General features: G+C 53.7%; 8 protein-coding genes. 1 reads left to right on the forward strand and 7 read right to left on the reverse strand.

Features of this window, described 5'->3' with window-relative positions:
• Nucleotides 1-884: 884 nt before the first annotated feature.
• The 4 genes from QA643_RS36760 to QA643_RS36775 all read right to left on the reverse strand — a co-directional run bounded on the left by QA643_RS36760 (nt 885) and on the right by QA643_RS36775 (nt 10,402).
• On the reverse strand, nt 885-1,145 hold the full coding sequence (locus QA643_RS36760) for a hypothetical protein (protein WP_283030588.1): 261 nt from the start codon (nt 1,143-1,145) through the stop codon (nt 885-887).
• 188 nt (nt 1,146-1,333) lie between these two features.
• On the reverse strand, nt 1,334-4,735 hold the full coding sequence (locus QA643_RS36765) for a hypothetical protein (RefSeq protein ID WP_283030589.1): 3,402 nt from the start codon (nt 4,733-4,735) through the stop codon (nt 1,334-1,336).
• A 110-nt stretch (nt 4,736-4,845) separates the two neighbouring features.
• Complete coding sequence (locus tag QA643_RS36770; protein ID WP_283030590.1) at nt 4,846-8,421, reverse strand: hypothetical protein; 3,576 nt, start codon at nt 8,419-8,421, stop codon at nt 4,846-4,848.
• A gap of 547 nt (nt 8,422-8,968) precedes the next feature.
• Entirely contained in the window at nt 8,969-10,402 is a 1,434-nt protein-coding gene (locus QA643_RS36775; protein WP_283030591.1) for a thiol-activated cytolysin family protein, read from the reverse strand.
• A gap of 198 nt (nt 10,403-10,600) precedes the next feature.
• Between QA643_RS36775 and QA643_RS36780 the strand changes: the two genes are divergently transcribed.
• Nucleotides 10,601-10,846, forward strand: a complete 246-nt coding sequence (locus tag QA643_RS36780; protein ID WP_283030593.1) for a hypothetical protein — start codon at nt 10,601-10,603, stop codon at nt 10,844-10,846.
• 165 nt (nt 10,847-11,011) lie between these two features.
• On the opposite strand, the gene QA643_RS36785 is transcribed toward QA643_RS36780, so the two are convergent.
• The 3 genes from QA643_RS36785 to QA643_RS36795 all read right to left on the reverse strand — a co-directional run bounded on the left by QA643_RS36785 (nt 11,012) and on the right by QA643_RS36795 (nt 13,600).
• Nucleotides 11,012-11,656: a hypothetical protein gene (locus tag QA643_RS36785; protein ID WP_283030595.1), complete on the reverse strand. Its 645-nt coding sequence runs from the start codon at nt 11,654-11,656 to the stop codon at nt 11,012-11,014.
• Between the two features lie 398 nt (nt 11,657-12,054).
• On the reverse strand, nt 12,055-12,672 hold the full coding sequence (locus QA643_RS36790; RefSeq protein WP_283030597.1) for a cell envelope biogenesis protein TolA: 618 nt from the start codon (nt 12,670-12,672) through the stop codon (nt 12,055-12,057).
• Nucleotides 12,673-12,694: 22 nt separating this feature from the next.
• Complete coding sequence (locus QA643_RS36795; RefSeq protein WP_283030599.1) at nt 12,695-13,600, reverse strand: ribonuclease Z; 906 nt, start codon at nt 13,598-13,600, stop codon at nt 12,695-12,697.
• Nucleotides 13,601-13,660 lie beyond the last annotated feature (60 nt).

Raw genomic sequence — 13,660 nt, forward strand, 5'->3', positions numbered from 1 at the left:
AGTCCATAATGTCGATCTGGGTGACAACAGCCTTCAAGCTATTGTATCATCGACCAAAATGCCGTCACTCGAAGGGGTGACGGCAGAGTGCCAGATCAGACCGCTGTTAGGAAAAGGTGCAAGCAGTAACCTACCTGCTTGGAAGTCGTATGCGGCTTCTTCGTCAATAGCTTGGGATGCAACTCTCAGCGCGACACAGCTCCACGGCATTACTCGAACGCGGCCGATAAAAAGACTATAAAAAGAATATGCTCGGATTCATGATAAGAGGAATATTTCTCTTACGTTGGCCGCTATTAACCTTAACGGGTCCTCCCGCCGACAGAGAGTCAATGGGGGCAATGACGGAGGGGCAAGTCGGAACTGGATGGGCTAAGAAATATTTCCGCCTGCGAAATGTGTAAACTCACCCGCATGGGCCGGACATATCATCGTGAGGCCTAGCGGCGGCTAGAGGCCCCGTCTGCCTACCCTGTTTCCTCGAAGCACAATCTCGAGCTTGGTAAGACGAGCCCGACCTGAGCAGCCGAGTGGTTACGGCTCTAGTAGTTCGGTACAGAATTCTATCGCGTGCAATTTCGTAGCTTGTGGTTTCGCGTCCCTGTATGGCTTCACGTAGCAGGCATCGTTCGTCGCCAGAGCGATTGTTCGACTCCATTCCAAGACACCGATCATTGTCGTCGATGCGGTAGCCGTGCACACTCTGATCGGCAAGGCGCACTTGTACCCGCCAGCTATCATGTCGTTGATTGGCGAATCGGCCTGCCGAGTCGCCACGTTGCCATTGGGCCGTCGCTTGGCACTCAAACAAGCCATCTCTTCGGAAAGGCCGGCTGCAGCCCCGAGGGCTTCCGAGTGTCTACGCGCCGTATAGATAAAACGAGTTAGTGACAAGCCAAAGCAGAGTTCTTGCTCTTTTCGTTGCACTCATTCGATGCTTTCGTGTATTTCGTCATCCCTTCCTTTTCAGCGTTAGTAGGTTTTGTTGGATCCTTCGGTTTAATATCAGGTGGAAGTGATGCTTGGCATAGAGCGAGTTCCGCCTGAGCAGCTTTGAGGCACTTCTCTTTGGCAGTTTCAGCATGTGCGGGAGATGCTGCTAGAACCAAAGAAAATACAAACAAAGTGGACTTATTCGTTCTCATCGTGATCTCCCCTGCTTGAATGCGTTCAATCTGATTCCGGCCGAAGCGCCTCACCCACTACGCTGGTCGGTTCCTTGTCGATCACCGGGCCTCGTTTGCCATATGCGCAACCACCGTCGCACTTTGAAGCCCGGTGTTAAAGTCACACTCCGAGTTCCCCATTGAGAACCCAAGCCATAGCAGCACTGTCACTGATTGCGCCATAACTCGAACTTCATTGTCTCTCGCTGAATCATAGCCACTTCGTCTGTCACGGTTATGGGACTGCCCAGCGGCAGCTTTCGGGACCACGTTGCATCAGTCGGAAGTCCCGAGCCTAGACCACCCTTATAAGGCGCCAACAATCGACCATTCGCAGTTGCAGCCACCAAAGTGGACGGCCGGGCACCGGCAAACCTATCAACTAACGGCTCGTACGCCTGCTGGTTAACCGAAACACAAACCTTGCACTTCCAAGCGATGCTCACGTTGCCGTCGACGGCTGCCTTCCAGCCTGTTACATCGAGAGCGTCCCCGTTTTGCCGAACAGAGATTACTGATTGACCATCCTCTGCAAACTTCAATTCCATCGAACTGCATCCGTCGCTCACGGCGCTCGGACCGCAATCGTCGAGATAGGTAAGGTCCTGCTCGCCCGGGGAGACAAACGCTAGTCCCGTCTCTCGAGCCTCGATGAAGGCTCCTCCGACTTTCGCTAAAATCCTATCAGGCTCACGTAAATCAACTTTGCTCGTTTGCACCGTCCCGTCAGAATGTATCTGAATGATAGCTACGGTCTGCGGCTCCTTCTTTTGATAGAGGCTGTCGTAATCGCTGCGCTTTTTGCCGGGATCCAAGTTAATTTCAGTTTTTAGCTCACCGGGCACAAGTGTCAGCCGTGCCTGGTCCGGGGTGAGATGCCCTGTCGGCTGCTTCAGCAATCTCCAACCTTGTTGCTTCCCTCCGATCGAAGCGAGGCTAGGAAACTGATAAACCTTCGGCTCAGATTTCGCAGACGAATAGGTACTTACTCGGACGACTTCCCCCGAGGTTGCATCTCGCTCGACGCGGAAAAATCCTCCCTGCACCGCCCCTGCGATTGGAATGATTTCATTAATCGGAAGACCCTTCGAGCTTTTGGCGCCGGAGAAGTCGTGGAGAGTATCGAGTGCCCTATTTACGATCCGAATTCTCTCGTCTTCGTCTCTCAGAAGCATGTGCTCTCCACCTGGTAACAGCACTGCGTCCTCATATCTTGCTCCCGCAATTCGAGCCTCCCATAACTGCCCGTTCTGTATGGAATGAACATGCAGGACCGCGGGCAGCTTCTCCACCAGCAAGGTCGTCGTTTTAGTGGCTTTGTTGAAAGACGAGATCGTCAAACCTTGCGTAGAAATCGAAGATTGAAATTGCATGTTTAAGAGCGGAGCGGCAGCGGCGCTCTTCCAGTTCGCCAAGTCCTTCCCTTGTTTGCTAAGTTCTTCCCCGTCTAGGAGCGCGATCCCGCTGACTGTCTCTCCAACCGTCGGCAAGAGGGCGAAGTAAGAATCGCCTACTACCTCTAACCTCAAACCCTTTGTTTCGTGCGGCAACCGTAAAATGCTCGAGTTGGACGGCTTGTCCGTCATGCAGATTAGGAGAAACTCGTCTCCAAGGATCGTTGTAGCAAAGCGCTCGTCCGCGCTGAACACCGACAGTGGCTTGGAAAGGCTCAATTCATTCGGGAGCTTAGAAGTGAAGGTGTTTGAGGCGTCTTGTTTGGAGTTGGCCTCCAGCTTGCTGAGATCAACTATCGTTAAGCTTCCATCGTTGCCTGACATCTGAAGGAACTGTACGAAGCGTCCACTTGGAGATAGCGAAAGCGCCTTGGTCGCTCCACCGCTCGTTTCGATTAGAAAACTCTTCCCATTCCTTACGATCTTGATCTTTGAGGCATCCTTTCCGTCCGTGAAGGCGGTAACCGGACTGGATTCCGCAGCGTCCCATAGCGCCGTCTTTTCGATGGACTTCTCAAGGGTAATCAGCTTGCCGCCGTCAGTCGCGACCCAATCGCCGCTTGAGCTATCTACTCCTACCAACTCGCCAGCTCGGTAGGGCCGCACGTCGGATAAGAACGAAACCCCGGGCATTAGAAATTGCTCAACACTTTTTGGCGAGGAGGGCGCCCAATATCCATATTCGAGTGATGAGTCGCCGCTCGGTCGCTTCATTAGAAGTCGACCAGATGTTCTGACGGTTCCAATCGGCTTCCAGCCGCCGGACGGAAGCAATCCGACCAGCACTTGTGCTTTCCCAACCTCCGCCAACGGTTGAAAAAAGGACGACGTCAAAAAGTGTTTCCGATCAGATGATACTGCGGTCACCATTCCCCGGCCAACTCTTGGAAGAAAGCGCCTAGCGTCCTCCAGCTTTGTGGTCGCGCGTTCAAGAGCTGGCTTAGATCTTATCAATTGAAGGATCCGCGCTTGATCTACTTGTACCTGAGCAATTTGGGTACGTTCGTCGTCACTCAGTTCTTCAGCTTGCACCTGGTATTCAGCCCAAATCTTCAGCGATCGCTCATAAAAGCCATTTGCAGTCTCTACATCTTGAAGGTCGGTTGCTGCACGATCCCTCAAAAATATCTGCCCCGCATTGCGCAATGCCTGCGCAAAGCCTTTTAGAGTATTTCGATCCTGCGGATTCGCGCTATACGCCTCGCTAAACTTCCTAAGGGTTTCGCCGCCTTCTGCTTTTGCTTGAGATAGGCTTCCAGTTTCAATGTGGTAACGTACTAACTCGTTTCGGGCATCCGGATTTCCCGGGTCTAATGAGACTGCAAGCTCAAGAATTTGCCGAAGATCCTCGTCTCGCGCGCCGCCCTGAAGCTGATAATGGGTTCGGGCATGGGCCATGAGAAGCGCAGTTACATTGACTAGCTTCGGGCGTAATTGACTTTGCCCATTCTTGATTTCGTGCTTCATAAAGTAGTCGATTACACCAGGGCTTGAAATCTCCCCGTAGCTGCGCTTACGAGCTAGATAACGCTCAAACATCTTTTCACGCGCCGTTGTATCAACGGCCTTAAGCTTCACGATGAACTGCCCCTGACTGCAATATTCGCCATTGCGGTGCGGAGCGCATGGATTCCGGACTAACGAAGGATACGATCCGCCTGCGTTGTACCGTGTGGCAACGCGTCCTTTAAGCACGAACCCGCGTGTAAAGTTATCTTGGATCGATGCGTCATCTAGGTCGATCGTAAATGTTCCAGTGTTCGCGGGAAGGTGGCTAGATGCATCGAACTCATCCGACTCTGATTTTACGCGGGCTGGATTGGTCCTCGTTGCGCCGCTCATCGGAGCAGATCCGTCTTGCGGGCCTTCAAATAATTCAAGCATCAATGGTACGCGGTCGGCACCCATTCCACTTCCATCGGTACGCTTTATGTACTCACACCAAATGCCACCGAACCACTTACTCCAGCATTCACGTGTCTCATACATTCGACTCATCGCGTCTACTTTGGAAATCACCTCCAATTCTACCTTTGTCCCTGGATACACACGCAACGTGTCGAGAAATACCGGTTTGTAAGCCTCTGTGCGCACTTCAAGCCGACCGTCGGTCACGCGCTCAGCCTCAGCGGCCTTAGTTGAAGGAATTACGCAAACGGCCATTAACGCGAATAGACTGCCGGTTGCTGCGTAAGCTCTCACCAAGTGTTGCGGACTTAATGTCCTCATCGTTGAGCCTCCAAGACAGAAACTGGGCGGGGAGACTTGCACTCATTGGATTTGAGTTCTTTCAGTCGCTTCTCAGCCGACGCGACAGCAAGCGCCTCGGACCCGCTCGTTTGTCTGTAGTAATTGATTAGCAGACGACGCATGTCATCATCCGACTTGCACGTTGCAAAAACGGCCGGTTTGTCGCTGCCGCCGGGCACCTCTTTCACTTCGTCTGCCACCAGCGGTTCGCAGAGATCGTTTGGAATTTGCGTCCGTCCAACATTGATGAGCGATAACGCCTCCAATGGGACTGGAACTCGTCCTGCTTTTGGTAGGGCAAGAGATGTCATTCGACCGTCAACCGCAACCCGCGCCCAGGGCGGATCATTTTTCCAAATGATGGCCGGTTCAAAAACGCCGGGGGGACCACTGACTGGTCCATCCAAGAACCGCTTCTCGCCGACCGAATTACTTTGATCAATGTAACGATATGCAAATCGAAGCCAGACTTCTTCCGCTCGAACATTTTCTTCTACGGGCTCGAGGAGGATCTCCCAAGCGGTGTAGATCGGATATCCTTCGAATTCGCTGATACGGGCAGAACTATTATACCTCCAGTTCTTCCCGAGCTCTTGAATATCAAAAGGCTCAGGAGGTTCGTGTCCCCACCTACTGATTGGAAGCAGTACCTGTCGGCTCAGTTGGCTGTCCGACCGAACATATCCGACGCCAGGGTGCGTCAAGCGAACCCGAGTGAGTAATGTCGCTTTTCCGCTCGGCCACTTCGAGCCAATTCTTACATCGATGACGCGCACATTCTCTAGGTCTGAAGGGACAAAGCGCCCATCTGGAGTGAGAAATACTGTCAACCGCAGTGGCTCGGTTGATCCAGACGTCTGCCAGCGTTTCCATCGTCGCAAATCTTCGGCTGAGAGTAATTCAGTCAATTTCAGTGCGTCTGTTTGATGGACTTGACCGAGCGCTCTTCCCCCGGACGTGCATCCCAAACGACCGCAAAGATCTTTCGATAGCCGAACCAACTGACGCCAATGTATCATAAGTCCGTCGACATCAGTTCGCGTGCTTTCTCGCTCGCGGTTGAGCCAATCGAATAGATGGATTTCCGAATCGAGAGCCAATCGTACATTTTGCGGGTCTGACTTGATCATTTCCGATATCAGGCCGCGAGGGCTATTCGATCGGCCAACCCAAAGCGCGAGCGAGCGATCAAGTGCGTCGAACTCTTGGCGCATCCGCTCCGCGAGGTAAAACGCTAACTTGCGTCGTATCGTTATAAAGCTCCGTTCCTTATCTTGGTTTGCGCCCAGTTGAGTTATTGCGAAACGATAGCTTTCATACTGCGCTTGAGCAGCCGCTTTCATAATCTGCGAGATCTCGCGTTCCTTCGAGAGAACCACCTGCTTTAATCGCGCTTCATTCACAAGCTCGATGACTTGCAATTCCTCCGAGAGGTTTGCTTGTAGTTCCGCGGCCAGCCGTTTAGCTTTGTCTATTGCCTCTCCGAATGCCGAAAATGAGCTAATGACATCGATTGCGACGCCGGCGCCCGGAAGTACTGCGTTAAGCGCCAACTTGGCCATCTGTTCGGCTTGAGCATCCCCCCCGGCGGAAGGTTCATTCGCCTTGCTTGCTCCCGCGTAAAGGCGGCGTTCTTGTTCGGCTCGGATTTGCTTTTCGTCATCGTGCTTGGCGACATATGACGAGCCGATCTGAATTGCTGCGACGCGCTCAACGAGCTGGTTGCGAGCCGCTTCATTGGGCATTGCCTTTAGCACTGCGTTCCAAGCTTTATCTTTGAGTTCCAGTTCTTTGGCGGCTTTGCTCGGTCCGTCGGGCACATTCATCGCTCGACGAAACGCCTCGTCCAGCACGTCCGGCGAAAGTCGCTTGAGAACGAGTTGGCGGAGTGCTCCTTCCGAAGCCTTCAGACGGTTCAATTCCTGTTCAAGCGCCTCCTGAGCCGCTACTCCAAACTTCTCAATAGGATTCGCCTGAACTAACGCCCCGAGGTCCGTGGTTTGAATTCTGGCTAGGATGACGCCGGCCGGGTCTAAGATCTCAATTCGGTCGGCGTGTATCGCCACGCGCTTTTTGATCAGCCCCAATCCGGCAGCACTCAAGCGCTCCTTCAAAGCCTCCTTGTCTTCTACACCGGCGGCCTTTGTGAGCACGTTGATCGCTGTTGGACTTAGTTGATCCGTGAAAGCTGTTGTCCAATGTCGAACGGCCTGATCGGCCAGACGCTCTGAGTTTGCGGCGTCAAGTTTGAGTTTGCCTACTTCGCCAAGAAGCTTTGAATATACGCTTCCGACCTCCGCCGTCCCCGATTCAACTTGTCTGCGAATGGCACGGCGAAGAAAATCGTTAGATAAGGTAGAGTCTGACGCAAGGTATCTCTCAGCGCCCTGCCGTAAGGATCCCGCTATGTCCGAATTATCTATTGAGTGAATTAGCTGGATCGCTCCAACCACAGGCTTAGCATCGCGTATTTTCTCTGCCCACTCGCGCTTCGTGTCTGCATCAAGCTTACTGTAGATCTGGGTGCCCAGACGCGTTAGCCCTTCCAATGTCGGTTTCCGAAATGTTTGGGCGGCGACTTCTATTTCATTTCTGTATGTCTGCAGTTGTCCTTTCAGTTCTTGTCCCCGACGTACGAGATCTTGTCCTTGCTTCACATATCCCGCGATTGCTTCGTTGCCGGCCGTAACTTGACTTAGTGCATCATTAAATGCAGCAGACTTTAGCAGGTCTGATTGCGCGACGGCTGAGAGTGCCGCCTGATCGAGCTTTCCATCCTTGATGGATTGCATAACATCAGGAGGTATTCCGAGAGACGAGCTGGCAGCATTTGTGAGCGCTTTATCGAGCTTTGCTGATGCAGCACGTGCCTGAGCAACCGCGGAAGCAATCTCATTCTCTAGCCGCTTTCGATTCGCTTTTAGTTGATCAATGCGTCCATCGAGCATGTCTTGGCGGTCTTCTTGAAATCTGCGCTCGATGGTGATGCGCTCTTCGTTGACCGTCTGACTCTTGATCTTTCCGTCGATGGCGCGAGACATCGCATCGAGCTTGCCCGTTTCGACTGCACCGGCAGCAACTTCGCGAGCTGCCGCCGTAATTTCGGCGCTCTGCTTTTCAAAATCGGCGAGTAGCTCTTCTAGTGCTACAAGATGACCGCCAGGCATCGACGGAGTTAAAGTATCAACAGCGCCCCAAAAATCGATATTTCTGTTCAGTAGCAAGAGACGATATCCAATATCGGCCCTCAAGAGTTCAAGCGTATTGTTCTTTGTTGCGGGCAATTGAAGCCCGTGCTCAACCTCTTTGCGCGCTTCGCAATATAGCTTTTGCGCACCTGACCTGTCATTGGCGAGAAAGCGCTCGTCTGCCAATGTCTTCTTAGTGAGGGCAATCTCCAGCGTGAGCGAATCGTAGGATATTGGATCGTCGGGTATTGTCGTTTTCACTTCTTCAGAGATTGCTCTCGAACTCAATGCTGATAACGTCGCTGCTGCAAGAATTAGACGCCTTGTCCAACTCGCTGTGCGACTAAGAACACGGTATCGCATCTGATCTCCGATAACTTGGTCAAATTAGTCAAATATCGACTCTTCCAAAATTTGCTCTATAGATTCCCGAAAATTTCCTGCTACGCAATCGAAAGTTGCTGCACACTCTGGACAAGCAGAATATGCCGTCAGTGACGTGCCGGTGGACCGAGGTGAGCCACGCGGCAAACCTCGAAGCTTATTTGGGAAGGACGCCGGTGACTTCACCGATGCAATTGATTGGGCCCGACAGGTTTTGCGCCGCCTACTCGACCACTTTGGAGCGGTCTCTAGAGGTGAGCATCACCGACCGTGATTGTCTCTCGAGGATCGTCGCGCTACGTAGAAAGCGCAAACGCGGCCGGGAGACGGCTCCCGGTCATTGCGGGTAGATCCGGCGAACCGCGGGAAACCTTGATTCGCGAGGGCACTAGAATTGGAGCCGCTCTCCTTATGCTTCATGACGCAGCCGCGCCGATCTCAATCACTTAGGCAACCAATTCACTTGGGCAGAACACGACTATGGAGCCTGGACAACTGCTTCCAATCACCCGTGGAAAGCCAACCCTTAAAGCTTGGATTGTACGCCAGTCGCAATAGTTTTCAGACTTTGGGACCATTGCAGGGATTGTATCCACACCTGCTGCGTACCTCTGTCGGAACTGTTGGCCGGTATCTCCGTCTGCGCCTTAATGATATTCGACTCCAGATCAGCAAAAAATCGAAGCATCCAAACCCCTTTTACCCACTGTTTGTCGCCGGCTGAAATGGTCGCCGTGTTCAAAGAATGCAGTTGTTGATCGAGCGATGTCATAGATCGTTGAGCCCATCCCATAACTTGCGCCCGTCTCCCTGGATCTGCCCAGTTCGAAACCGCACCTAGCACCCACCGGAACATCTGTCCCCGCTCGAACGAAATCTTATCAGTGCGCTCGATAATCTCCTTGCTTGCTTTAACTGGGGTGCACTCAGTTATCGTGTATTTCGTTGCATCACGAATCGCAGCCAAACTTAGATCCACTAAGTTTCTGAATGAGAAGGATATTGGTTGGACAGACTGTTGAGTGGCTGTGGCGGTGAAGTAGCTTGCAAGATTTCCAGTTTTGATCAGGTCGACGACACCATTGGTCGGACCGCCTATCGCGGTAATGCTCATTTGTGAGTTTTGAAGAATTTTCTTTTGGTCTGCCGACAAACTCCCTCCTACTCCCGCCGCACCTGAATTGTACGACGCGGCTACAGCGGTCCTGATCTGATCGGCCTCCGCGTCTGCGGTCGTGGTTACGTACAGGATACGTCCGAAGGAAATACTTGAAAGGTAGACAGGGATGTTGCTTGGGCTAATCCTTCCGAGGGCGGCCTGCTCATTAAGATCGTCAATCGTCAAATCGCCGGAAAAAAGATCGGCTGGTGTACGAGGCGTCTCCATAAACACCGTGAACATGTTTTGAATAAAATATGTTGTTGCCGAGCTTTTGGTCCGGCTCGTTTCGGATTTGTGCGATGCGGAAAGGCTGCCTCCCGCATATTTAGCAGAAACTCCCAGAGAGAGCATCGCTTGTTCGGCGGTGTATGAAGCCGTACTTGAATAAGAGACTCTTGAACCGAAATCGACCTTCTGTTGCACAATACGGTCGACAATCTCAGATATTTTTGCATTTACGGCAGTAGCGGTCGGCAGATTTACGGTCTCAAAATTATCTTTCGAAAGGAGGGTGATTCCTAGGCGGAAGGGAGCGCGCTTCTTGATCGGCAATTCCCTAAGGGAGCCCAGTCCCTCAGAGTACCCTTTGCCTTGAACTAAAGCTCCCGGCCAAAGGATTTCCCGGTCGGGGTCGAAAATAACAATTCTATCCGAGTTTCTCGACAGCGTGTATTCTGTTCGAGTGCACGATTGACCGTCTTCGATTTGCGTAGCCGGGTCGCCGGTTCGTTGGCTGCCATCAAGTACCGTGGGAGAAAAATCGTTCCAGTTTGGCAGCTTCCGGAAATATTCATTCACAGTGCTTCTCTTGGAATCAGAACGAACTTTAGCGATAGACGATCCCGAAAAGATAGCTGATGCGGCCGCTCCCCCGACAACCTCTAAGGCGCGCCTTCGAGTAATCGACATTGGTGCCCCCTCAATAAAATATGCGCCGAAACAATAAAATGTGCACCGTAATCATGCCTCAACCCCAAGGGGTAGGCAAGACCGTTAGTGTCGGCACTTCAATTCGGACGCTTGCAGATCGCCCACAGTCCGCTGAAGTATCGCCCGTCGAATGCCGCTGTCGAGGCAGTTGGGATCGAGGTGTTCGAAAGGGAGGAAGTCGACGACGCGCGCGCGGCCGTCTTCCCGACGCCCGATCAGGAATGCGCCGCTCTCCCGGCTGAACCGACGACCGCGCTCACGCAGCTTTTGGCGAAGCCGCAACCAAACCAACCAGGAGCAAAATCTTCATAGCTTTCGCCCTCACGCTTCGTCACAGCGTCCAAGGCTGCGATGATCTTGTCCGAAAAGCCTTCTCCTCTCAACCTTGCGAAGTCCCACCCGGGACAATCCTCGCATCCTTAGGGCGCGAGAGGACCTTTTGAACTGTGCAAAAGCAAGTTCATCTCGTCTAACTTCTTACTTGAGGCAATTTTTTTGTATAGCTTGACACATGTTGGAGTACATAGATTTCAAGCGCGCTTGCGCTTCCGTAACTCCTCGCGCTTCCTTTCGATCCATCTCTTGCTTAAACAGCGCATCGTGCGAAGCGAGTCCGGTCTTTAATGCGGTCAGGTTAGTGCTGGCTTTGCCTGTGTTGTTGACCAAGTCATAAGATCCTAGCATAGCGATGCCTAATCCGACTGAACAGACAGCCTTTGATACGGTCACATCAGGAGCGAAGCAGGTCAGAATTGCGGAATATTTCCCGTATTCCATGAGCGCGACGTCGACCAGTATCCGAGTTGGATTGGGAGTGGCATCCTTGATCGCCTGCTCAAGCACTGCACGTTGAGCACTCATTGTCTTTTGATACGCTTTTAAATCTGCAAAGTCCTTATCACCGATTTTCGTCGCTCCGTTGACGAACAGGTATTCCCGATATTTTTCAGCGACTGAGCAGGAAATGGGGTGTGTTGCATCGGCCTCTGGCATCGCTACCAAGACGCTCATCGATGAAATGGTCTTCTTGGGATCGACATCAAAGGATTGATCGCAGCTGGCATAAGCGGGTGCAGCGAGAGCGCAAAATAGAGAAAAAAAGTTCAAAGCTCTGCCAAACATGGTGTGGCCTCCTAGGGGCTATTCGTGACGCGGTAAACCCAAGGCACTGAATTTGTTGGCATCGGAAGCGAGATGTGCGGTTCAGATCCACTACCCCATCGCCTCATCAACGGGGTAATTGTCCATGGTCTCCACACTGCCAGCTGGTATAATATAGTCAAGGCCACTCAAGCTTGCGCGACGACGGGCGCAGGCAAAGCTAAATTCGCGCCAGTGGCTCGTACCTACTTTGACAGCCGTGGGCGTAGATAGCTGAAACTATATGGCCTGCTCAGTGGCAATTGAATCATTGTCGCGTCTTCGCTTGCCGGTCATACCAGCCGACGAAACGATCAAAAGCCTGAGTTGAATACACTTTCGTAGTTGCGTTCACAGTGTCCGCGTGGCGAAGGGGCCGCTTACCCTCGCGCCCGTCGCAACGCAGCTTGCAGTCGCGTCATCTCCTTCTCCCAACGCGCCCCTTCGGCCCGCGACTCCTTCTCGAGAGCCTCCAGCTCGGCTCGAATGCCAGCTACTTTCTCTTCGTGCTTCCGACGGGCTGCGTCCAAGGCGCCTTGTGCCTTGTCGATGGCATGCTGGCGCCGCTCCGGCTCCTTCTCCAGGGCAGCTTCTTCCTTCGCGCGCTCGCGCGCGCGGCGATTGTGCTCCTTTTCGAAAGCGAGTGCGACCTTCCCATCGGTCGCCTCGTCGTTGCCTCGCCTCGAAGGCTTCTGTGCGTTACGGCCCTGCGACTTGCGGTCTGACGTCTTCGAGCCGCGGTCGCCGGCGAGATCGGTAGGCAGTTCTGCCTGCTCCTTGAAGGGCCCGTTGGAACCCACGGGGCGTTTCAGAACGACGCCGGGGGCGGCCATCGTCGCTGCGATTATGTTGGGATTCTCGCTTTGCCTCGCCGCGCCCTGGTGAAAGAGATTGCTGTCGGCGCCCCAGGCTTCCAAAGCCGCCTTCATCGAAGGCGCCGCTATCGCCAGGTCGAAAAAGCCTAATGATGTCTCGTACGTCTTCAGCTTCTTCGCCATGCCTGTACTCCGCGGCGGCCGGTTAGATCACGATATGGTCGAAATCCAAGGCAATCCGGCTGTTTGGAAACGTCTTCTTTGCCTCCGCCAATAAGTCCTTATCGGTATAGCGGCCGGAAATGTGTGTTAGGACGAGTTGCTTCACGTCGCATATCGCCGCAAGCGCGGCCGCTTCACCTGCGGTGAGATGTCCATAGTTGCGCGCAATCGCCGCGTCGCGGTCCAGAAACGTGCCCTCGATTACCAGCACATCCGCGCCGCGAACCGGTTCGGCCAAACCCTCGGTGGTTTCGGCATCGCCCACGACGACGAGCTTCTTGCGCCGCTCCGCCGGACCGAGAACGCTTTCGGGATCAATCGTCCTACCGTCCGCGAGTGTCGCCGGTCGTCCTTCTGCCAGCTCCTTACGCACAGGGCCATCGGGCACGCCGAGGGCAGCGAGGCGGTCTGGCCGAAGGTGACGGCGAGCCCGACTTTCAAATGAGAAGCCGAAGCTGTCGGTATCGCGGTGGCGAACCGGGAAGCAGCCAATTGTGAACACGCCGCCGTCAATGACCTGACCTGCCGTCAGCGGAACGAGTTCGAGTGGAATGGGCGCCCTTCCCTCGCCCCAGAGGCCGGCGAGCATCCCGATGACGACGTCGAGTGTGGCCGGGCTTGCGTGTATCGTCATGACATCAGCGCTCTGTCGCAGCCGCAGGGTCGAAAAGAGACCGGGAATGCCGAGCACGTGGTCGAGATGGCCGTGGGTCAACAAAAGCCTATCTAGCCTTCGAAAGCCCGCGCCGCTGCGCAGCAGTTGGCGCTGCGTCCCCTCTCCGCAATCCACCAGAATACGGTGACTTCCGACCTCGACGAGGAGACCGGGATGATTCCGCTCGGCCGACGGAACGCTTGCCGACGTCCCTAGGAATGTGACCGCGAACATCGTAGGCCGGCTTCCCCCTCTTACCAGCACTGGTAGCCGAGAACGCCCTGGTTTTCTACG

This window comes from Bradyrhizobium sp. CB3481, from assembly GCF_029714305.1.
Classification (GTDB): Bacteria; Pseudomonadota; Alphaproteobacteria; order Rhizobiales; family Xanthobacteraceae; genus Bradyrhizobium.

Bases quoted from the DNA above. Each gene is read 5' to 3' on its own strand.
- QA643_RS36760 (WP_283030588.1), bottom strand. From the start codon at position 1,145: ATGAGAACGAATAAGTCCACTTTGTTTGTATTTTCTTTGGTTCTAGCA.
- QA643_RS36770 (WP_283030590.1), bottom strand. From the start codon at position 8,421: ATGCGATACCGTGTTCTTAGTCGCACAGCGAGTTGGACAAGGCGTCTA.
- QA643_RS36785 (WP_283030595.1), bottom strand. From the start codon at position 11,656: ATGTTTGGCAGAGCTTTGAACTTTTTTTCTCTATTTTGCGCTCTCGCT.
- QA643_RS36790 (WP_283030597.1), bottom strand. From the start codon at position 12,672: ATGGCGAAGAAGCTGAAGACGTACGAGACATCATTAGGCTTTTTCGAC.
- QA643_RS36795 (WP_283030599.1), bottom strand. From the start codon at position 13,600: ATGTTCGCGGTCACATTCCTAGGGACGTCGGCAAGCGTTCCGTCGGCC.